This is a genomic window from Streptomyces sp. CA-179760, assembly GCF_050937045.1.
GTDB lineage: Bacteria > Actinomycetota > Actinomycetes > Streptomycetales > Streptomycetaceae > Streptomyces.
In genome coordinates this window covers 1,905,452-1,926,122 of sequence record NZ_JBNJLZ010000001.1, presented here as the reverse complement: position 1 = coordinate 1,926,122, position 20,671 = coordinate 1,905,452, and the positions used below count along the sequence as shown (strand labels likewise).

Genomic DNA, 20,671 nt, shown 5'->3' with positions numbered 1-20,671 from the left:
CGGGCTACCGCGATGGTGACCCAACCGGCAGGGCGGATGCTCTCCGGTCCCTGGGCAAGTTCCTTGAGTGGGATGCCTCCTTAGATTGCATAAAACTGCGGCTAAACGTATAGTCATGCTCTCTAAGGAGGAGGTTCCATGGCGGTACGTGCGGCAGTGGCCGGAGCGAGTGGATACGCGGGCGGGGAACTGCTGCGTCTGCTGCTGGCCCACCCCGAGGTCGAGATCGGTGCCCTCACCGGCAACTCCAACGCGGGGCAGAAGCTCGGTGCGCTCCAGCCGCACCTGCTGCCCCTGGCCGGGCGAGTGCTCCAGGAGACCACCCCCGAGGTTCTCGCCGGTCACGACGTCGTCTTCCTCGCACTGCCGCACGGGCAGTCCGCCGCCGTCGCCGAGCAGCTCGGCCCGGACGTGCTCGTGGTCGACATGGGCGCGGACTTCCGGCTGACGGACGCCGCCGCCTGGGAGAAGTTCTACGGCTCGCCGCACGCCGGAACCTGGCCCTACGGCCTTCCCGAACTGCCGGGTGCCCGCGCCGCGCTGGAGGGGTCCAAGCGCGTCGCGGTGCCCGGTTGCTACCCGACCGCCGTGTCCCTGGCCCTCTTCCCGGCGTACGCCGCCGGACTCGCCGGGAACGAGGCCGTGATCGTCGCCGCCTCCGGCACGTCCGGCGCGGGCAAGGCACCCAAGCCTCACCTGCTGGGAAGCGAGGTCATGGGGTCGATGACCCCGTACGGCGTCGGCGGCGGGCACCGGCACACCCCGGAGATCACCCAGAACCTCAGCGCGGCCGCAGGTGAGCCGGTCTCCGTGTCGTTCACCCCCACCCTCGCGCCGATGCCGCGCGGCATCCTCGCCACGTGCAGCGCCGCCGCGCAGGAGGGCGTCACGGCCGAGTCCGTGCGCGCCGCCTACGAGAAGGCCTACGCCGACGAGCCCTTCGTGCACCTGCTCCCCGAGGGGCAGTGGCCCGCCACGGCGTCCGTCTACGGTTCGAACGCCGTTCAGGTGCAGGTCGCGTACGACGCCGCCGCCGGACGGATCATCGTGATCAGCGCCATCGACAATCTCACCAAGGGCACCGCGGGCGGTGCCGTCCAGAGCATGAACATCGCCCTCGGTCTCGACGAGACCACGGGACTGACGACGATCGGAGTCGCACCGTGAGTGTGACGGCAGCACAGGGATTCACGGCGGCCGGGATCGCCGCCGGGATCAAGGAGAACGGCAACCCCGACCTGGCCCTCGTGGTCAACACCGGCCCCCGCCGCGCCGCCGCCGGCGTCTTCACGGCCAACCGGGTGAAGGCCGCGCCGGTCCTGTGGTCCGAGCAGGTGCTGAAGGGCGGCCAGGTGTCCGCAGTCGTCCTCAACTCCGGCGGCGCCAACGCCTGTACGGGTCCGAAGGGCTTCCAGGACGCGCACGCCACGGCCGAGAAGGTGGCCGAGGTGCTCGGCCGCGGCGCCATCGAGGTCGCCGTCTGCTCGACCGGCCTCATCGGCCTCCTCCTGCCGATGGACAAGCTGCTCCCGGGCGTCGAGACAGCCGCCGCCCAGCTCTCCGAGCACGGTGGTGAGAAGGCCGCGATCGCCATCAAGACGACCGACACCGTCCACAAGACGTCCGTCGTGACCAAGGACGGGTGGACCGTCGGCGGCATGGCCAAGGGCGCGGGCATGCTCGCCCCCGGCCTCGCCACCATGCTCGTCGTGCTCACCACCGACGCGGACCTGGACGACGAGGTCCTCGACAAGGCCCTGCGGGCGGCCACCCGGACGACCTTCGACCGGGTCGACTCCGACGGCTGCATGTCCACCAACGACACCGTGCTGCTGCTCGCCTCCGGCGCCTCCGAAGTCACCCCCGGGTACGAGGAGTTCGCCGAGGCCGTACGGCAGGTCTGCGACGACCTCGGCCAGCAGCTCATCCGGGACGCCGAGGGTGCCAGCAAGGACATCAAGGTCGAGGTGATCAACGCCGCGACCGAGGACGACGCCGTCGAGGTGGGCCGCTCCATCGCCCGCAACAACCTCCTCAAGTGCGCCATCCACGGCGAGGACCCCAACTGGGGCCGCGTGCTCTCCGCGATCGGCACGACGTCCGCCGCCTTCGAGCCGGACCAGCTCAATGTGGCCATCAACGGTGTCTGGGTGTGCAAGAACGGCGGCGTCGGCGAGGACCGCGACAAGGTCGACATGCGCTACCGCGAGGTGCACATCGTCGCCGACCTGGCCGCCGGGTCCGAGACGGCCACCATCTGGACCAACGACCTCACCGCCGACTACGTCCACGAGAACAGCGCCTACTCGTCATGAGCATCACGCGTAAGCACACCGCCCTGCCCAAGGCGCAGATCCTCATCGAGGCGCTGCCGTGGCTGGTCCGGCACAACGGCAAGACGGTCGTCATCAAGTTCGGCGGCAACGCCATGGTCGACGAGGACCTGAAGGCCGCCTTCGCGCAGGACGTGGTGTTCCTGCACCATGCCGGCCTCAAGCCCGTCGTCGTGCACGGCGGCGGCCCGCAGATCAGCGCCGCCCTCGACCAGCACGGCATCGTCAGCGAGTTCAAGGCGGGCCTGCGGGTGACCACCGAGGACGCCATGGACGTCGTCCGCATGGTGCTGGCCGGTCAGGTACAGCGCGAGCTGGTCGGGCTGCTCAACCAGCACGGCCCGCTGGCCGTCGGCCTCACCGGCGAGGACGCCCACACCATCTCCGCAGTCAAGCACCAGCCCGAGATCGACGGAGAGCTCGTCGACATCGGCCGGGTCGGCGAGATCACCGCGATCGACACGGGCGCGATCGAGGCCCTGCTCGCCGACGGCCGGATCCCGGTCGTCTCCTCGATCGCCCGCTCCCAGGACGACGGGCATGTCTACAACGTCAACGCCGATACGGCGGCCGCGGCACTCGCCGCCGCACTGGGCGCCGAAACCCTCATGGTCCTCACGGACGTCGAGGGACTCTACGAGGACTGGCCGAACAGCGACGAGGTGATCAGCCGCCTCACCGCCTCCGAACTGGAGCGACTGCTGCCGGACCTGTCCTCCGGCATGGTGCCGAAGATGGAGGGCTGTCTGCACGCCGTCCGGGGCGGCGTGACCACCGCCCGCGTCATCGACGGCCGGGTCCAGCACTCGATCCTGCTGGAGATCTTCACCGACGAGGGCATCGGCACGATGGTCGTGGCCGACGAGAAGCCCGGGGGACCGGGCGAACAGGGGGAGTCATGAGCAATGAGGAACTGACCACGCGGTGGCAGGGCGCCCTCATGAACAACTACGGCACCCCGCTGCTGCCCCTGGCGCGTGGTGAGGGCAGCCGCGTGTGGGACACCGAGGGCAACGCGTACCTCGACTTCGTCGGCGGCATCGCGACCAATGCCCTCGGCCACGCCCACCCGGCGATCGTCGAGGCCGTGAGCCGGCAGATCGGCTCCCTCGGCCACGTCTCCAACTTCTTCATGGCCGAACCCACCGTCGCCCTCGCCGAGCGGCTGCTCCGGCTCTTCGGCCGGGACGGCAGGGTCTTCTTCTGCAACTCCGGCGCCGAGGCCAACGAGGCCGCCTTCAAGATCGGCCGGCTGACCGGGCGGACCCATGTGGTGGCCACCGAGGGCGCCTTCCACGGGCGGACCATGGGCGCCCTGGCGATGACCGGCCAGCCCGGCAAGCGGGAGCCGTTCCTGCCGCTGCCCGGCGACGTCACCCACGTCCCCTTCGGCGACGCCCAGGCACTGGCCGCCGCGGTCACCGAGGAGACCGCGCTCGTCATCATCGAGCCGGTCCAGGGCGAACTCGGCGTCGTCGTGCCGCCCACCGGCTACCTCAAGGCCGCCCGTGCCATCACCGCCTCGACCGGCGCGCTCCTCGTCCTCGACGAGGTGCAGACCGGCATCGGCCGGACCGGGCACTGGTTCGAGTACCAGGCCCACGAAGGTGTCCTGCCCGACATCGTCACCCTCGCCAAGCAACTCGGCGGTGGCCTGCCGCTGGGCGCGACCGTCGCCTTCGGGCGGGCTGCCGAGCTGCTCCAGCCCGGGCACCACGGCACGACGTTCGGCGGCAACCCCGTCGCCTGCGCGGCCGGACTCGCCGTCCTCGACACCATCGAGAACGAGGGTCTGCTGGAGAACGTCAAGCGGCAGAGCGCGGCATTGAGGGACGGGATCGAAGGCCTCGGCCACGAGTTGATCGATTTTGTCCGGGGCGCGGGCCTACTCCTGGGTATCGTGCTCACCGAGCCTCTCGCGCCGCAGGTGCGCCAGGCGGCTCAGGAGGCCGGTTTCCTGGTGAACGTGCCCGCCCCGGACGTCGTCAGGCTGATGCCGCCGCTGAACCTCGGCGACGACGAGGTGGACGCCTTCCTCGGGGCGCTGCCCGGCATCCTCCAGGCAGTGCGCGGGGACGGACGATCCGGAGAATGAGACGACGATGAGCCAGGCGCAGGACCACGAGCAGGGGGCGAACGGGCCCGCCGTGCCGCAGACCCGCACCGCACGCCACCGCCGGATCGTGGACATCCTCAACCGGCAGCCGGTGCGCTCGCAGAGCCAGCTCGCGAAGCTGCTCGCCGACGACGGGCTGAGCGTCACGCAGGCGACGCTCAGCCGGGACCTGGACGAGCTGAACGCGGTGAAGATCCGCAACACCGACGGCGACCTGATCTACGCGGTGCCCAGCGAGGGCGGCTTCCGTACGCCCCGGGCGCCGCTGGGCGGGTCGGCGAAGGAGGAGCGGATGCGGCGGCTGTCGCAGGAACTGCTCATCTCCGCGGAGGCCTCGGCGAATCTCGTGGTGCTGCGGACCCCTCCGGGGGCCGCGCAGTTCCTGGCGTCGGCGATCGACCAGGCCGAGCTGCACGACATCCTGGGGACGATCGCCGGTGACGACACGCTGATGCTGATCAGCCGGGAGCCGGACGGGGGACAGGCGCTGGCGGAGCATCTGCTGAGGCTGGCGCAGAACGGGCACGGAGCGCCGTAGGGGGTGCGTGCCGGTGGTTGTGTGCGGGTGGACTGTGGCTGATCGCGCGGTTCCCCGCGCGCCCCTGAGGGCACACCGCGCCGACTCACCCCAGCCGCGCCGCCAACCCCCCGGTGCACCGCACCTCGTCACCAGCCGTGATCAACAGCGCTTCCACATCCGGCAGCGACTCCAGCCAGGCCAGCCCCTCCCGCGACCCCATCGCGAACGCCGCCGTGGCCCAGCAGTCGGCCCAGGTGAGCCGAGGACCCACCACCGTCACGGCGACCAGGTCGGTCACGGCCGAATGCCCCGTACGCGGGTCGAGGATGTGCGCGCCCCGCTCCGCGGTACCGGATGTCGCCACCGACAACTCGTCCACCCCGGACGCCGAGATGACGGCCGCGAGACCCCCCGGCCGCAACGGGTCCGACACCCCCACCCGCCACGGCCGCTGCGCCCCCGGCGCCCCGAGCAGCTGCACATCGCCGCCGCCGTTGACGCTCACCCCGCACACCCCCGGCACCGCCGACAACCGCCGGGCGGCCCGCTCGACCGCCCAGCCCTTGACGATGCCGGTCGGGTCGAGACGGCCCTGGTACGACGTGCTGAACCAGCCGTCGCTCAGCCGCTCCGCCTCGGCCGCCAGGTCCAGGACCTCGGCGACCTCGGGATCGCACTCCGCGAGGGTCAGTTCACCGCGTCGCAGCCGGGCGATCTGGCTGTCCTCACGGTAGGTGCTGAACACCTCGTCGACGCGGTGCAGTCCGGCGACGGCCTCGTCCAGGGCCGCGCGCACGGCGGCCGGATCCCCGCCGCGGACGTCGAGGGAGAAGACGGTCCCCATCGTCTCTTCCACATGACGTACCGCGGCGGGAGCCTGTGCGGATTCGGCCACAGTGTCAGCCACCGGCCTGGTCCAGCGCCGACTGGAGGGACTGCTTGTAGCCCGCGCTCGTGTAGGTGGCACCGGAGACGGCGTCGATCTGCGCGTTCCCGGCCGCCACGGCGGCCTGGTTGAGGCGGGGCACCGAAGAGGACGTGATCTGGTCGCTGCGGCCGCCCTTGGGCGCCTGGACCGCCTCGGCCTTGGTGATCTTCCCGCCCGCGACGGTGATACGGACCTGGACGGCACCGTACTGGGTCTGCGCGGCCGTGCCCGTGACCGTCTTGGCCTGCGCGCTGCCCGCCCCGGCACCCTGCCCGGAGTCCTGCGCGGCGCCGCCGCCTCCCCCTGCCGGAGCCTTGTCCAGCGCGGACTGGAGCGATTTCTTGTAGCCGGCGCTGGTGTAGGTCGCGCCCGAGACGGCGTCGATCTGCGCGTTCCCGGCCGCGACCGCCGCCTGGTTGAGGCGGGGGACGGAGGAGGCGGTGATCTGGTCGCTGCGGCCGCCCTTGGGTGCCTGGACCGCCTCGGCCTTGGTGACCTTCCCGCCGGCCACGGTGACCCGCACCTGGACCGGGCCGTACTCCGTCTGCACGGCATCGCCGGTGAGGGTCTGGGCGTTGCCCGAGCCCTGCGCGGCGCCGCCGGCGGCCTTGGCCTTGTCCAGGGCCGACTGGAGGGACTTCTTGTAGCCGGCGCTGGTGTAGGTGGCGCCCGAGACGGCGTCGATCTCCGCGCTCTGCGCGGCGACCGCCGCCTGGTTGAGGCGGGGCACCGAGCTGGCGGTGATCTGGTCGCTGCGGCCGCCCTTGGGCGCCTGGACCGCCTCGGCCTGGGTGACCTTCCCACCGCTCATGGTCAGGCGGACCTGCACCGGGCCGTACTGCGTCTGCTGCGCGTCACCGGTGACGGCGCCGTTCACGCCGCCCTGCGGCGCCTGCCCGGCCGCCGCCGGAGGAGCCTGCCCGGCCGCCTGGGCGGAACCCGGGTCGGAGGCCGGCTTCATGGACAGCAGCAGCACGATCCCGGAGACGGTGGCTGCGCCGGCGAGCACGGCACGCCGGACGGGGTGACTCTTCCTCATCGTTTCTCAAGCTCCTGAAGGGCCGTTGATGTCCCGTCGCTCACATCTCGAACGACTCGTGATGGATACGGCGGGCGGGGACTCCCGCACCGCGCAGTGCTTCGTAGACCGACTGCGCGAAGCCGGGCGGCCCGCACATGAAGACGTCGTGGTCGTCGACGTCGGGGATCTTCCGCTGGAGGGACTCCGCGGAGATGTCGGGGCGTTCCCCGTCGGGGCTGTTGACCGCGTACATCAGCCGCGCGCCGCGCTCATCGGCGATCTTGGCCAGCTCGCCCCACAGCGCCAGGTCCTGGGTGGTGTTGGCCCGGTAGAGAAGGGTGATGTCGCCGGACCCGCCCGGCAGCGTCTCGAACAGCGCCCGCATCGGGGTGATGCCGACACCGCCCGCGACGAGCAGTACCTTGCCGCGGCTGCGGCGCTGCGCGGTCATCGCGCCGTACGGGCCCTCGGCCCACACCTTGGTGCCGGGCTGGAGCTCGCGCAGCCGGGAGGTGTGGTCGCCGATCGCCTTGACGGTGATCCGCAGCATGTCCGGGCGGGGCGCCGCCGACAGGGAGTACGGGTGCGAACTGAAGCGCATGCCGGGCGCCTTGAACCGCCAGCGGAAGAAGTGCCCGGCCTCCGCGCCCATCCGGTGCAGCTTGCGCCCGCCGATCAGCACGGACACGATCCCCGGGGTCTCCTCGATGACCGCCTCGACCCGCATGCGGTGCCGCAGGTTCAGGCGGATCGGGGTGATGATCCGGTACCACAGCACCAGCGCCGTCACCACGCCGTAGAGCCCGTACCAGAAGGTCTTCGCGGCCGGCTCGACGGCGAACTCGTTGCCGGTCGTGATCTGGTGCCAGAACGTCATGTACACCGACGCGTAGGTGAGCAGGTGCACGTGGTACCAGGTGTCGTACCCGATCAGTCGGCGCACCCCGCCGATCGAGAGGATCCCGATGACGAACAGCAGACCCGTGCCGATGGCGGCCTTGCCCATGTCCGGCAGCTGGTTGATGGAGTCGGTCGTCTGCTGGACGATGTCGCCGAGTCCCTTGCCCGCCTGCATGGCGTAGCCCCACATGGTGAGGAAGACATGGGCGAGGACCAGACAGAGCGTGTAGCGGCCGGTCATGGCGTGCCAGCGCGCGACCCGGTCGGTGCCAACCCGGCGCTCCAGCGCGGGCACCCGGGCCATCTGGAGCACCACCAGCGCCATGAGGTAGCCGGCGAGCAGGCCGGTGATCCGGCCCGCGGCCAGGATCTTGCTCGCGTTGTCCGCGAGGGACGGAGTGTTGTCCCACCACAGCCACAGCACGGCCGCCGCTCCCGCCCACAGGGCGATCAGCAGCGGGACGGCCGGGGAGCGGCGCGGGCGGATGCGGCGCATCGTCTGGCGACGGGCGGCACGGCCGCCTGCGAGCGTGGTGGTCACGGTTCCTCCGTGGGGACTTGACCCTTGGCCCACAGATACGTGCCGGAACACGGGAGTGTTCAGCCGCGTACCGCGTCATGTGCGGACAGGAGTGACCGGCGGTAATACGCCCGCGTGCCCGCGTGGTGTCGTTGTTTCAGTAGCGCGTGACGGCGGTGGTCCCGCTCTTCGTCCCGACGGCGATGTGGGGGCGCTTCGCCGGGTCGGCCCAGGTGAGGATCCGCCGCATCGCGTCCTTCGGCACGGAGACGCAGCCGGCAGTCGCTCCCCGCCCGTCGACATGCAGGAAGATGCCCGCGCCGCGCCCCCGGACGGGACGCTCGTAGTTGAAGTCGATGACGAGCGCGTGCGCGTACTGCGCCCGGTAGGTGATGAGCTGCTCGGACTCGGCGGCCCGGCAGTCGGCCGCGCGGGGCTCCGTCCAGCGGTTGTAGGAGCGGGAGTCATTGTCCTGGCACCACCAGGAGTCCCGGTGCACCCGGCGGTAGGTGTACGCCGTCCCGCGTGGTGCCGCCTTGATGCCGAAGGCGTACGGCAGTCCGTACAGGCCCGTGGGTGTCGTGTCCGTTCCCTGCTTGCGGACAGCGCCCTCGACGAGCCCGTTCGCTCCGAAGCGCGCGGGTGCGGAGCCGGCCTTCACCCACCGCCCGTCCTCGCGGTCCCACCAGGTGACCGTGCCCGTGGTGGAGGCCGGCTCCGGGGCCACCGCGGTGATCAGCTGGGTGCCGCCGCCGGTGTACGCCATCCGGTCCGGCAGGGGCGCCGCCCGGAGGGGCGGCCCGACGCCGAGCACAAGCAGGGAGGAGACGGCGAGGACGGCGGCACCTGGGCGCATGTCTCAGACCGTAGAGGGAGGCAGCGGCAACGGCAGCCCGGGTAGTCCGTCCAGGCTGGTCGCGATGTGCTCCTTCTTGGTGAAGTAGGCGTCGAGCGAGGCGTCGTCCTCGCGCGCGAAGCGCTTGCCGTGCAGATCGCGCTCCGCCTCGTACTCCATGAAGGGCACGGCGTAGCCGCAGGTGTCGCGGACGAGTTCGGCCGTCACGACGATGATCGCGCGCAGGCCGTGCCGGGTCGGGTCGATGTCCGGGAAGCGGGCGAGGAGTTCCCCGAAGCGCGGGTCGTCGCGGAAGACCGGCTCGCCCCGTCCGTGCACGCGGACGATGTTCGGCGGGCCCTGGAAGGCGCACCACATCAGGGTGATCCGCCCGTTCTCCCGCAGATGGGCGATGGTCTCGGCGTTGGAACCGGCGAAGTCGAGGTAGGCCACGGTGAGCTCGTCGAGCACCACGAAGGAGCCCTTGAGGCCCTTGGGGGAGAGGTTGACCGTGCCGTCGGCGGACAGGGGAGCGGTGGCGGTGAAGAAGACCGGCTGCGCCTCGATGAACGAGCGGAGCCGGCCTTCTATGCGCTCATGAGTCTTTCCCATGTCAAACGATTATGGGCGCAGGTCCTTTGACTGTCTAAGGATTTATGGGCGACCGTCAAAGGGGTCACGGGATCCGGTCACCTCTGCCGGAGCCCGAGTCGGACGCCTGCCCGTGGCCGCCCCGGCCGGCGCTCACTCGGGGCGGCCACGGCGCCTGTCACCTCACTGGTTGAGCTGGCAGGCGGCGAAGGCCTCAAGGCCTTCGGGCTTCTCGGCGGCGCGGCCGATGGCGGTCTCGATGCGGTTGAGGGCGGCGACGCGCTTGTCCTCCAGGGGGCCGAGGATGGCGTTCTGGACGAAGTTGGGTCCGCCCTGGCCGACCGTGTCGACGAGGCGCTTGTTCGCCTCCGCGATCTGGGTGTCCAGCTGCGCCAGGTTGCGGTCGACCTCCGCCTGGGCCGAGGCGGGGATCGCGGGCAGCTCGCCCGTGACGTCCGGGCAGCTGATGGCACCGGCACCGGCGTTGCCCGCCTCGCCCGCGCCCGCACCCGCGTCCTCTCCGGCACCCGCACCGGCCTCGGCACCCGCACCCGCTTCGGCACCGGCCTCGGCGCCCGCTTCCGCTCCGGCCTCGGCACCCGCCCCTGCCTCGGCACCGGCCTCCTCACCGGCGCCCGCCTCGCCTCCCGCCGCTTCGCCCGCCCCGGCGCCGCCCTCGGCGTTGAGCTGGCAGGCGGCGAAGGCCTCAAGGCCTTCGGGCTTCTCGGCGGCGCGGCCGATGGCGGTCTCGATGCGGTTGAGGGCGGCGACGCGCTTGTCCTCCAGGGGGCCGAGGATGGCGTTCTGGACGAAGTTGGGTCCGCCCTGGCCGACCGTGTCGACGATGCGCTTGTTCGCCTCCTGGATCTGGGTGTTCAGCTGGGCGAGGTTGCTGTCGACCTCCGCCTTCGCCGAAGCGGGCACCGCGGGCAGCTGCCCGGTGACGTCCGGGCACGAGATGGTGCCGGGGCCCGCCAGCGTCCGGGCGTTCGTCCCGCCGCTCGCGGGCGTCTCCTCCCCGGCGAGGGCGAAGCCGGCGATCACCGTGCCGGACAGTGCCACCGCGGCGGCGCCGCCGATGAACGCGACGCGACGCTTGTTGTACTTCGGAAGAGCCCTGGACATGCGGATGCCTCACTAGGGGTCGGGGGACGGGGGTGTCCTCGGTGTGCTGAAACGCGGCGCCTGCGTTCGGCGAGAGGTACGAGTAAGCGGTTTCCCGCGTTCAAAGGATCTTCAAATTCTTCTCGGCCTGACCAAAAACCGCCCCCTGTTCCGAGTTGGATTGACGAATCATGCAGTGCTCTGCATACTCATGCATGACAGTGATTGCAGTACGGAGGAGAAGAACCCGTGACCGAGCGCGTCGTACTCGCCTACTCAGGCGGTCTTGACACCTCCGTAGCCATCGGCTGGATCGCCGAGGAGACGGGCGCCGAGGTCATCGCGGTCGCGGTCGACGTCGGCCAGGGCGGCGAGGACCTGGACGTCATCCGCAAGCGGGCGCTCGCCTGCGGTGCCGTCGAGGCCGAGGTGGCGGACGCCAGGGACGAGTTCGCCGAGGAGTACTGCCTCCCGGCGATCAAGGCCAACGCCCTCTACATGGACCGCTACCCGCTGGTCTCCGCCCTGTCCCGGCCGACGATCGTCAAGCACCTGGTCGCCGCCGCACAGAAGCACGGCGCCACCACGGTCGCCCACGGCTGCACCGGCAAGGGCAACGACCAGGTCCGCTTCGAGGCCGGCATCGTCGCCCTCGCCCCCGGCCTGAAGTGCATCGCCCCGGTCCGCGACTACGCCATGACCCGGGACAAGGCCATCGCCTTCTGCGAGGCCAAGGGCCTGCCGATCGCGACCTCCAAGAAGTCGCCGTACTCCATCGACCAGAACGTCTTCGGCCGCGCCATCGAGACCGGCTTCCTCGAGGACATCTGGAACGCGCCGATCGAGGACATCTACGAGTACACCGAGAACCCGGCTCTCACCCGCGAGCCGGACGAGGTGGTCGTCTCCTTCAAGGAGGGCGTCCCGGTGGCGATCGACGGCAGGCCCGTCACCGTCCTCCAGGCGATCCAGCAGCTCAACGAGCGCGCCGGCGCCCAGGGCATCGGCCGGATCGACATGGTCGAGGACCGGCTCGTCGGCATCAAGTCGCGCGAGGTCTACGAGGCTCCGGGCGCGATCGCCCTGATCACCGCCCACCAGGAACTGGAGAGCGTCACCGTCGAGCGTGAACTCGCCCGCTACAAGCGCGGCGTCGAGCAGCGCTGGAGCGAGCTGGTCTACGACGGCCAGTGGTTCTCCCCGCTCAAGCGTGCGTTGGACGGCTTCGTCGACGAGGCGAACCAGCACGTCACCGGCGACGTCCGGATGACCCTGCACGGCGGCCGCGCGGTCGTCACCGGCCGGCGTTCTCAGCAGTCGCTGTACGACTTCAACCTCGCGACCTACGACACGGGCGACACCTTCGACCAGTCCGCGGCCAAGGGCTTCATCGACATCTACAGCCTGTCGTCGAAGATCGCGGCGAAGCGCGATCTGGCCTAGGCGCATCGCGACCCCGCCTGGGCATATAAAGGTCTGCGTCACATCCACACCCCTCTAGGAGCAACGCAAGTGAGCAGCAACAGCGGTGACGTCCGGCTCTGGGGCGGCCGTTTCGCCGACGGTCCCGCCGAGGCCCTGGCGAAGCTGTCCGCGTCCGTCCACTTCGACTGGCGGCTCGCGCCGTACGACATCGCGGGTTCGCGTGCCCACGCGCGCGTGCTGCACAAGGCCGGGCTGCTCACGGACGACGAGCTGACGAGGATGCTCGAAGGCCTCGACCGGCTCGAAGCGGACGTCGCCGACGGCTCCTTCGTCGGCACCATCGCCGACGAGGACGTGCACACCGCGCTGGAGCGCGGCCTGCTGGAGCGGCTCGGCCCCGACCTCGGCGGCAAGCTGCGCGCGGGCCGCTCCCGCAACGACCAGGTCGCCACCCTCTTCCGGATGTACCTGCGCGACCACGCCCGGGTCGTCGGCGGCCTGATCGCCGAGCTTCAGGACGCCCTGATCGGCCTCGCCGAGGCGCACCCCGACGTGGCGATGCCCGGCCGCACGCACCTCCAGCACGCCCAGCCGGTCCTGTTCGCGCACCACGTCCTGGCTCATGTCCAGTCCCTCTCCCGGGACGCGGAGCGGCTGCGCCAGTGGGACGCGCGCACGGCCGTGTCGCCCTACGGCTCGGGCGCCCTGGCGGGCTCCTCCCTGGGCCTGGACCCCGAGGCGGTGGCGAAGGACCTCGGCTTTGAACACGGCTCCGCGGGCAACTCCATCGACGGCACGGCCTCGCGGGACTTCGTCGCCGAGTTCGCCTTCATCACGGCGATGATCGGGGTCAACCTCTCCCGGATCGCCGAGGAGGTCATCATCTGGAACACGAAGGAGTTCTCCTTCGTGACCCTGCATGACGCGTTCTCCACGGGCTCGTCGATCATGCCGCAGAAGAAGAACCCGGACATCGCGGAGCTGGCCCGGGGCAAGTCCGGCCGGCTGATCGGCAACCTGACGGGCCTGCTGGCCACGCTCAAGGCCCTCCCCCTCGCGTACAACCGCGACCTCCAGGAGGACAAGGAGCCGGTCTTCGACTCCATCGACCAGCTGGAGATCCTGCTGCCGGCCTTCACCGGCATGATGGCCACCCTCACGGTCCACCGCGAGCGCATGGAGGAACTGGCCCCGGCCGGCTTCTCCCTCGCCACGGACATCGCCGAGTGGCTGGTCAAGCAGGGCGTCCCGTTCCGAGTCGCCCACGAGGTCGCCGGCGAGTGCGTGAAGGTCGCCGAGGCGGAGAACAAGGAACTGGACGAGCTGACGGACGACCAGTTCGCCAAGATCTCCTCCCATCTGACCCCCGAGGTCCGCACCGTCCTCAACGTCCCCGGCGCCCTGGCCTCCCGGAACGGCAGGGGTGGCACGGCTCCGAGCGCGGTCGCCGTCCAGCTGGCAGAGGTGAAGGCGGACGTGTCGGCCCAGCACGAGTGGGCAACAGCACGACGGCAGGCCTGAAAGGGGCGCGGGGAACCGCGCGACAAGCCACCCCGCAACCCGCGCTCGCGAACACACAACAAGCCCCGAGCTCTCAGACGAAGGTCATCGCGGGGGTTACGTTGGTCGAAAGCCGTAGCCGACCGAACGGAGCCCGCGATGCCCTTCGCCCGCCTGGCCACAGCAACCACCCCCACCTGTCACATCGGCCTCGGCCTCGCCGCCGTCGGACGCCCGGGCTACATCAACCTCGGCCGAGACGAAGACCTCGGAGAAGACCGCAGCGTAGAGACGCTCCGCAACCGCACACACGAACTCCTGGACGCCGCCTACGCCCAGGGCGTCCGCTACTTCGACGCGGCCCGCTCCTACGGCCGCTCTGAGGAGTTCCTCGCCGACTGGCTCAAGGCGAGGCCCGCCTTCGACGACATCGTCGTCGGCAGCAAGTGGGGCTACACCTACACCGCCGACTGGTCCACCGACGCCGACCGGCACGAGGTCAAGGACCACGCCCTGCCCGCCTACGAACGGCAGCGCGCGGAGAGCGACGCCCTGCTCGGCGACCGGCTCGACCTCTACCAGATCCACTCGGTGACCCCGGACAGCCCGGCCCTCACCGACAAGGAACTGCACGCGAAGCTCGCGGAGGCCGCCGCCCAGGGCCTCACCATCGGCTTCTCCACCAGCGGGCCGGCCCAGGCGGACGCCATCCGCGCCGCCCTCGCCGTGACGGTCGACGGCGAACCCCTCTTCCGTACCGTCCAGTCCACGTACAACGCCCTGGAGACCTCCGCCGCGCCCGCCCTCGCCGAGGCGCACGACGCCGGGCTCACCGTGATCGTCAAGGAGGGCATGGCCAACGGCCGGCTTGCCGGGCCGCACGCCCCGGACGCGCTGAGGGAGGTCGCCGAGGAAGCGGACCTGGGCTGCGACGCCGTCGCTCTCGCCGTGATCCTGCGACAGCCCTGGGCCGGTGTGGTCCTCTCCGGCGCCGCCACCGCCAACCAGCTCGCCTCGAACCTGCACGCCGCGGTCGTCGACCTCGATGACGACCAGCTGACCCGCCTCGCCACGCTGGTCGAGGAACCGCACACGTACTGGGAGCGGCGCGGGCAGCTGCCCTGGCACTGAGTCTCACCTCTCCTCACAGCGACAACCGCCGACCGGCACCCGACAGCCATGAGACGAGCACGCCCAGTGTGAGACATCAATGTCTCATATGGGCTATGCTCGTCTCATGGCTGTCGATCCTGATCACGTGCTGCGCACCGCCGCGGCCCTGCTGACCCGCAAAGCCAGCGCGACCATGGACGAGGTCGCCAAGGCCGCCGGGATCAGCCGGGCCACGCTGCACCGCCACTTCGCCGGGCGTGACGCCCTCGTCCGCGCGCTGGAGTCGCTGGGCATCGCGGAGTGCGAGGCCGCGCTGGACGCCGCCCGGCTCGAGGAGGGCACGGCGAGCGATGCCGTACGCCGGCTCGTCGGGGCCGTCGAGCCCGCCGCCGGACTGCTCGCCTTCCTCTACACCGAGAACCAGCTCTTCGAGGGCGAGGAGCAGAACGCGGGCTGGGCCCTGATCGACGACCGGATCTCCGCCCTGTTCCGGCGCGGCCAGCTCGACGGCGAGTTCCGTATCGACCTCACACCTGCCTGGCTCACCGAGGCGCTCTACGGCCTGATGGCCTCCGGCGCCTGGATGGTGCACAGCGGCAAAGGTGCCCCCAAGGACTTCCAGCACATGATCGTCGAGCTGCTGCTCGGCGGCGCCCTACGGAGAGAGGAAACATGACCAGCACCTTGCAGGCGGCGGAAGCGACCGAGGCGGTGAAGCGCCCGGGCCGCTGGCTCGCGCTCGGCGTCCTCGTGCTCGCCGTGCTGCTGGTGGCCGTCGACGCGACCGTGCTCGGTCTCGCGACCCCCTACATCAGCGAGGATCTGAAGCCCTCAGGCACGCAGCTGCTGTGGATCGGCGACGTCTACTCGTTCGTCATCGCCGGTCTGCTCGTCTCCATGGGCAGCCTCGGCGACCGCATCGGCCGCAAGCGGATCCTGCTGATCGGTGCCACGGCGTTCGGCGCGATATCCGTGTTCAACGCCTATGCCACCACCCCCGAGATGATGATCGTCGCGCGGGCCCTGCTGGGCGTCGCCGGCGCCACCCTGATGCCGGCCACGCTCGCGCTGATCCGCAATCTCTTCCACGACCCGCGCGAACGCAGTCTCGCCGTCGGCATCTGGGGCGCCACCGCCTCCGCGGGTACGGCCGTGGGCCCGATCGTCGGCGGCTTCCTGCTGGAGCACTTCTGGTGGGGCTCGGTCTTCCTGATCAACCTGCCCGTGATGGCGGTCCTGGTCCTCGTCGGCATCAAGCTGCTGCCCGAGTCGCGGACCGCGAACGCCGGGCCCTGGGACCTGGTCAGCGTCCTGCTGTCGCTGGTCGGCATGATCGGCGTCGTCTACGCGATCAAGGAGGCCGCCACCCACGGCTTCGCCTGGGCCACCCTGGCCGCCGGCCTGCTCGGCGCGGCCGCCCTCTACGGGTTCGTACGCCGTCAGCTCACGCTCCCCGCACCGCTGCTGGACATGCGGCTGTTCCGCCACCGCGGCTTCAGCGGGGCCGTCCTGGCGGACCTGCTGACCATTCTCGGCCTGTCCGGGCTGGTCTTCTTCCTCTCCCAGTACCTGCAACTCGTCCAGGGCAGGCGCCCGTTCGAGGCGGGCCTGGCCGAGCTGCCCGCAGCGATCGGCGCGGTGGTGGCCGGTCTGGCAGCCGGGCGCGCGGCCCGGCGTTTCTCGGTGCGGGCCGTCGTCGCCGGGGGCCTCGCGGCGATCGGCCTCGCGCTGGCCGCGCTCACGGTGATCGACCAGTCCACCGGCTACCCGCTGCTCGGGACCGCGCTGCTGGCCGTCGGGGTCGGTGCCGGTTTCTCCTTCACCGTGACCGCCGACGTGATCCTCTCCAGCGTGCCCAAGGAGCAGGCGGGCTCCGCCTCCGCCGTCTCCGAGACGGCGTACGAACTCGGCGCGGCCCTCGGCATCGCCGTGCTCGGCTCCATCGTGACCGGTGTCTACCGAGACTTCACCGGTCCGGCGGGCACCCCGGCCGCGGCCCACGAGTCACTCGGCGGCGCCGTCGAAGCGGCCGCGAGCATGCCCGCACACAGCTCGGCGGTGATGCTGGACGCGGCCCGCACGTCCTTCGTCGACGGCCTGGCTCTCGCGGCGGGCGTCGGCGCGGCGGTCCTGCTGGCCGCGGCGGTGGCGGCGTGGTTCCTGCTGCGAGGGCAGAAGCTGGAAGGCGGCACAACGGAACACGCGTGAGGGTCATGCCCTCAGGGACGCGGGGAACAGCGCGAATGGGCACATGGCCGCACACGGTCTCGCCTCGGAGGTCACGCCCTCAGGGGCGCGGGGAACCGCGCGACCAGCCCCACAATTCGCAGCCGCCCAACGCCCCCGGCAGCCGAGCCCTCCCGAGCCCCGGAAGACCTATGCCGCTTCCTTCGCCTTGCTGGCGTACATGTCCACGTACTCCTGCCCGGACAACCGCATGACCTCGCTCATCACCGAGTCCGTCACGGCCCGCAGCACATAGCGGTCCCGGTCCATCCCCTCGTACCGGGAGAACTCCATCGCCTCACCGAAGCGCACGGTGACCTTCCCCGGCCGGGGAAGACCCGCCCCGCCCGGCTGCAGCCGGTCCGTGCCGATCATCGCGAACGGCACCACCGGCGCCCCCGTCATCAGGGTGAGCCGGGCGATGCCGGTACGCCCCCGGTAGAGCCGCCCGTCGGGCGACCGGGTGCCCTCCGGGTAGATGCCGAACATCCGGCCCTCCTCCAGCACCCGGCGCCCGGTCATCAGCGCGGCGACCCCGCCCCGGCCGCCGTCGCGGTCGACCGGGATCATGCCGACGCCGGTGAAGAACCAGGCCATCAGCCGGCCTTTGAGGCCCTTGCCGGTCACGTATTCGTCCTTGCCGATGAAGAAGACCTGCCGGTCGCAGACCAGCGGCAGGATCATCGAGTCGATGAACGTCAGGTGGTTGCCGGCCAGGATGACCGGACCGTCGCCGGGAATGTGCTCCGCACCTTCCACCTGTGGGCGGAACATCAGGCGCATGGCCGGGCCGAGCACTGCCTTGATGAGCGCGAAGCGGGACAACGGACCCTCCGGTGTCAAGGGAATCTGTATGAGTATGTGCAGGTGAGGACGATACTCGTGGCCCCGGGGATCGTGCACATCGGGCACGGCGACTTAACCAGGGCCTTACGCACTGTTGACGCGTGTTTACCTGCGGTGGCGTGTCGTCGACGGTGTGTAACCCGGCCGCCATGATGTGACGGACATCGCCTCGGATGGCACCGGACGCGTTCCCAGAACCGCCGCACCGAATCGAACGGGATACGACGAATCGTCAGTTCACCGTCCCCACCAGCCACTACGACATCCGGAGTCACCCGCGTGTTCCGCCCGAGGTCTCACACTCGTCATGTACGCGCCCGTACGATCGGCCCGCACTGACGAGTCGACGGCAGGGAGGGCGCTCACATGGGAACGCAGGAGTCGAACGAAGAAACGAGCGGGACCGGACGGCGGGCCCTGCTCGGCGCGGCGGTGCTCACTGCCGGCGGAGCGGTGCTCGGCATGACCGGCACGGCGCGAGCGGAGGGCTCCCGGCACGGCGGCGGACACGGCGGACTGGGGAGTCTGCCCAAGCCGACGATCGTCGGCCACCGCGGTGCCAGCGGCTACCGCCCGGAGCACACCCTGGGCTCGTACCAGCTGGCCCTCGACCTGGGCGCCGACATCGTCGAGGCGGGCGACCTGGTGCCGACGAAGGACGGGCACCTGGTCTGCCGGCACGAGCCGGAGATCGGCGGCACCACGGACGTCGCCGACCACCCCGAGTTCGCCGGCCGCAAGAAGGCCAAGCTCCTCGACGGCGTCTCCACCACGGGCTGGTTCACCGAGGACTTCACGCTCGCCGAGCTGAAGACACTGCGCGCGATCGAGCGCATCCCGGCCAACCGCCCGCACAACACCCTCTACAACGGCCGCTGGGAGATCCCCACCTTCGAAGAGGTCCTGAGGTGGCAGGACGAACAGACTCGCGAGCGCGGCAAGCAGGTCTGGATCTATCCCGAGCTCAAGCACCCCACCTACTTCCGCAAGCAGGGCCTGCCGCTGGAGGAGCGGGTGGCCAAGGTGCTGCGCAAGTACCGCAAGGACCGGCGGACCTCCCCGGTCGTCATCCAGTCCTTCGAGCCGACCAGCGTCGAGCGCCTCAACAAGCTCGTCGACAACCCCCTGGTCGTCCTGCTGTCCTCGGCGGACACCCGCCCCTGGGACTTCGTCGAGACCGGCGACCCGCGCACCGTCGCCGACCTGGTCAAGCCGGCCGGCCTCAGGGAGATCGCCTCCTACGCGCAGGGCATCGGCCCGACCCTCGACCTGGTCATCCCGCGCGACGCCAAGGGCAATCTCACCAAGCCGACGACGCTCGTACAGGACGCGCACAAGGTGGGCCTGATCCTCCACCCGTGGACCATGCGCAACGAGAACCCCTTCCTGCCCGCGAACTTCCGCGAGGGCACGGACGCGGACGCCTACGGCGACGTCTTCGGCGCGTACAAGGCGTACTTCGCGACCGGCATCGACGGCGTCTTCACAGACCAGCCCGACACGGGCGTGCTGGCCCGCGAGGACTTCGTCAACGGCTGAGCTCACACCACCCGGTCGAGTGAGCTTCGGCCGCCCGGGCAACCCGCCACCCGGGCGGCCGCGTCGCTCCGCATATGACGCCCGACCTGGTCACCGCCCTGAGCCCACTGCTCACCGCCGAGGCCTCCGCGGAGGCATATGCCACGGGAACCGAGCCGAGTGACCTGGAGCAAGCGGTCTGGCTCCGCCTGCTGGAGCGCCTCGACGCCGACGACCCGCCGCTCGACCCCCAGGGGTGGCTCCGCCGCGCCGTCCGTTCGGAAGCCCGCCGCACTCGCCGTACGAGCCGCCTCGAACGGCCGTACGTCGGTGAACCCGTCGACGGCGGCGACCGGGACCCCGAGCAGCTCGCCCTCGCCGCCGCCCGCGGCCGTGCCCTGCGTGAGGCCGTACGCCGCCTCCCGGGCCGCTGCCCCCGGCTGATGGAGGCGCTGCTCTCCCCACAGGACCTGACATACCGGGAAATCGCAGGGGAGTTGGGTATGTCACAGGGGAGTCTTGGCCCGGAACGTTCCAGATGCCTGGGATGTCTGCGCAGATTGCTCGCGCCGGAGGTTGCGGCCCACTGAGGACGGGGATAGGAGTGGGGGACGACAGGTGATCAGATGAGCGGGAGGCGTGCGCACATGGGCATGAGCGTGACCATCTCTGCGGCGACCGAGCAGGACGCGGAGCAGATCTTCAGGCTGCAGTACCTGTGCTTCCAGCGGGAAGCGGCGCTGTACGGGAACTACCGCATCGACCCGCTTGTCCAAACCCTCGACTCGGTCCGCGAGGAGGTCGCCCGGGACTGCGTCTTCGTGGCCCGGCTCGGCGACGAGGTCGTCGGCTCGGTCCGCGGCTCGGTCACCGAGGACGGCGCCGCCGCGATCGGCAAGCTCTGCGTCCACCCGCGCCTCCAGGGTCACGGCATCGGAGCCCGCCTCCTCCGAGCGGCCGAATCGGCCCTCGCCGGCCAGCGCGGCGCCAAGCGCTTCCGCCTCCACACCGGTCACCGCAACGAGGGCAATCTCCGCCTCTACCGCAAGGTCGGCTACGAGACCGTAGGCACCTCCCAGGGCGCGGACGGCATCCCCATGATCGTCCTCGAAAAGCCCGCCGGTACTTACGCAGCGACAGCTTGAGGTCCGCCCTCAGGGGCGCGGGGAACTGCG

20 protein-coding genes are annotated in these 20,671 nt (G+C 70.7%); 13 read left to right on the top strand and 7 right to left on the bottom strand.

Annotated features, from left to right (window positions below; genetic code table 11):
- The first annotated feature begins 138 nt into the window (after positions 1-138).
- Genes argC through ACQEV8_RS08520 form a run of 5 tightly spaced genes read left to right on the top strand, consistent with a single transcriptional unit; the run spans position 139 to position 4,987 of the window.
- Positions 139-1,167: an N-acetyl-gamma-glutamyl-phosphate reductase gene (argC, locus tag ACQEV8_RS08540; protein WP_432958677.1), complete on the top strand. Its 1,029-nt coding sequence runs from the start codon at positions 139-141 to the stop codon at positions 1,165-1,167.
- Positions 1,164-2,315: a bifunctional glutamate N-acetyltransferase/amino-acid acetyltransferase ArgJ gene (gene argJ / locus ACQEV8_RS08535; RefSeq protein ID WP_432958675.1), complete on the top strand. Its 1,152-nt coding sequence runs from the start codon at positions 1,164-1,166 to the stop codon at positions 2,313-2,315. Before argC ends, argJ begins: the two co-directional genes overlap by 4 nt.
- Entirely contained in the window at positions 2,312-3,235 is a 924-nt protein-coding gene (gene argB, locus ACQEV8_RS08530) for an acetylglutamate kinase (RefSeq protein WP_432958673.1), read from the top strand. Before argJ ends, argB begins: the two co-directional genes overlap by 4 nt.
- Positions 3,232-4,428, top strand: a complete 1,197-nt coding sequence (locus ACQEV8_RS08525) for an acetylornithine transaminase (protein ID WP_432958671.1) — start codon at positions 3,232-3,234, stop codon at positions 4,426-4,428. The genes argB and ACQEV8_RS08525 overlap by 4 nt, the downstream gene beginning before the upstream one ends.
- A gap of 7 nt (positions 4,429-4,435) precedes the next feature.
- The gene (locus tag ACQEV8_RS08520; protein WP_382497738.1) at positions 4,436-4,987 is read left to right on the top strand and encodes an arginine repressor; all 552 of its coding nucleotides are present in this window, start codon (positions 4,436-4,438) and stop codon (positions 4,985-4,987) included.
- An 85-nt stretch (positions 4,988-5,072) separates the two neighbouring features.
- Here ACQEV8_RS08520 and ACQEV8_RS08515 read toward each other — a convergent pair whose 3' ends face one another.
- From ACQEV8_RS08515 to ACQEV8_RS08490, 6 genes are all read right to left on the bottom strand, one after another.
- On the bottom strand, positions 5,073-5,876 hold the full coding sequence (locus tag ACQEV8_RS08515) for an FAD:protein FMN transferase (protein WP_432958668.1): 804 nt from the start codon (positions 5,874-5,876) through the stop codon (positions 5,073-5,075).
- Positions 5,869-6,936, bottom strand: a complete 1,068-nt coding sequence (locus ACQEV8_RS08510) for an FMN-binding protein (protein ID WP_432958666.1) — start codon at positions 6,934-6,936, stop codon at positions 5,869-5,871. The genes ACQEV8_RS08515 and ACQEV8_RS08510 overlap by 8 nt, the downstream gene beginning before the upstream one ends.
- Before the next feature lie 40 nt (positions 6,937-6,976).
- Positions 6,977-8,359: a ferredoxin reductase family protein gene (locus ACQEV8_RS08505; protein ID WP_432958664.1), complete on the bottom strand. Its 1,383-nt coding sequence runs from the start codon at positions 8,357-8,359 to the stop codon at positions 6,977-6,979.
- A 136-nt stretch (positions 8,360-8,495) separates the two neighbouring features.
- The gene (locus ACQEV8_RS08500; RefSeq protein WP_432958661.1) at positions 8,496-9,194 is read right to left on the bottom strand and encodes a L,D-transpeptidase family protein; all 699 of its coding nucleotides are present in this window, start codon (positions 9,192-9,194) and stop codon (positions 8,496-8,498) included.
- Positions 9,195-9,197: 3 nt separating this feature from the next.
- A complete protein-coding gene (locus ACQEV8_RS08495) occupies positions 9,198-9,785 on the bottom strand; it encodes a pyridoxamine 5'-phosphate oxidase family protein (RefSeq protein ID WP_432958658.1) in 588 nt (195 codons plus the stop codon).
- Positions 9,786-9,947: 162 nt separating this feature from the next.
- Positions 9,948-10,889 (bottom strand): hypothetical protein, encoded by a 942-nt coding sequence (locus ACQEV8_RS08490; RefSeq protein WP_432958656.1) that lies wholly within the window; start codon positions 10,887-10,889, stop codon positions 9,948-9,950.
- Between the two features lie 228 nt (positions 10,890-11,117).
- On the opposite strand from ACQEV8_RS08490, the gene ACQEV8_RS08485 reads away from it, so the two are divergent.
- The 5 genes from ACQEV8_RS08485 to ACQEV8_RS08465 all read left to right on the top strand — a co-directional run bounded on the left by ACQEV8_RS08485 (position 11,118) and on the right by ACQEV8_RS08465 (position 17,114).
- Positions 11,118-12,311, top strand: a complete 1,194-nt coding sequence (locus tag ACQEV8_RS08485) for an argininosuccinate synthase (RefSeq protein WP_432958654.1) — start codon at positions 11,118-11,120, stop codon at positions 12,309-12,311.
- Between the two features lie 69 nt (positions 12,312-12,380).
- On the top strand, positions 12,381-13,814 hold the full coding sequence (gene argH / locus ACQEV8_RS08480; protein WP_432958652.1) for an argininosuccinate lyase: 1,434 nt from the start codon (positions 12,381-12,383) through the stop codon (positions 13,812-13,814).
- Between the two features lie 138 nt (positions 13,815-13,952).
- Positions 13,953-14,924, top strand: a complete 972-nt coding sequence (locus tag ACQEV8_RS08475) for an aldo/keto reductase (RefSeq protein ID WP_432958649.1) — start codon at positions 13,953-13,955, stop codon at positions 14,922-14,924.
- A gap of 106 nt (positions 14,925-15,030) precedes the next feature.
- The gene (locus ACQEV8_RS08470) at positions 15,031-15,582 is read left to right on the top strand and encodes a TetR/AcrR family transcriptional regulator (RefSeq protein WP_432958647.1); all 552 of its coding nucleotides are present in this window, start codon (positions 15,031-15,033) and stop codon (positions 15,580-15,582) included.
- Entirely contained in the window at positions 15,579-17,114 is a 1,536-nt protein-coding gene (locus ACQEV8_RS08465; protein ID WP_432958645.1) for an MFS transporter, read from the top strand. The genes ACQEV8_RS08470 and ACQEV8_RS08465 overlap by 4 nt, the downstream gene beginning before the upstream one ends.
- A gap of 168 nt (positions 17,115-17,282) precedes the next feature.
- Here ACQEV8_RS08465 and ACQEV8_RS08460 read toward each other — a convergent pair whose 3' ends face one another.
- Positions 17,283-17,957, bottom strand: a complete 675-nt coding sequence (locus ACQEV8_RS08460) for a lysophospholipid acyltransferase family protein (RefSeq protein ID WP_432958643.1) — start codon at positions 17,955-17,957, stop codon at positions 17,283-17,285.
- A gap of 387 nt (positions 17,958-18,344) precedes the next feature.
- Between ACQEV8_RS08460 and ACQEV8_RS08455 the strand changes: the two genes are divergently transcribed.
- The 3 genes from ACQEV8_RS08455 (at position 18,345) to ACQEV8_RS08445 (ending at position 20,641) form a co-directional block, all read left to right on the top strand.
- Positions 18,345-19,517, top strand: a complete 1,173-nt coding sequence (locus ACQEV8_RS08455; protein WP_432958641.1) for a glycerophosphodiester phosphodiesterase — start codon at positions 18,345-18,347, stop codon at positions 19,515-19,517.
- Positions 19,518-19,591: 74 nt separating this feature from the next.
- The gene (locus tag ACQEV8_RS08450) at positions 19,592-20,086 is read left to right on the top strand and encodes an RNA polymerase sigma factor (protein ID WP_432958640.1); all 495 of its coding nucleotides are present in this window, start codon (positions 19,592-19,594) and stop codon (positions 20,084-20,086) included.
- A gap of 57 nt (positions 20,087-20,143) precedes the next feature.
- Entirely contained in the window at positions 20,144-20,641 is a 498-nt protein-coding gene (locus ACQEV8_RS08445) for a GNAT family N-acetyltransferase (protein ID WP_432972540.1), read from the top strand.
- Positions 20,642-20,671: the final 30 nt, after the last annotated feature.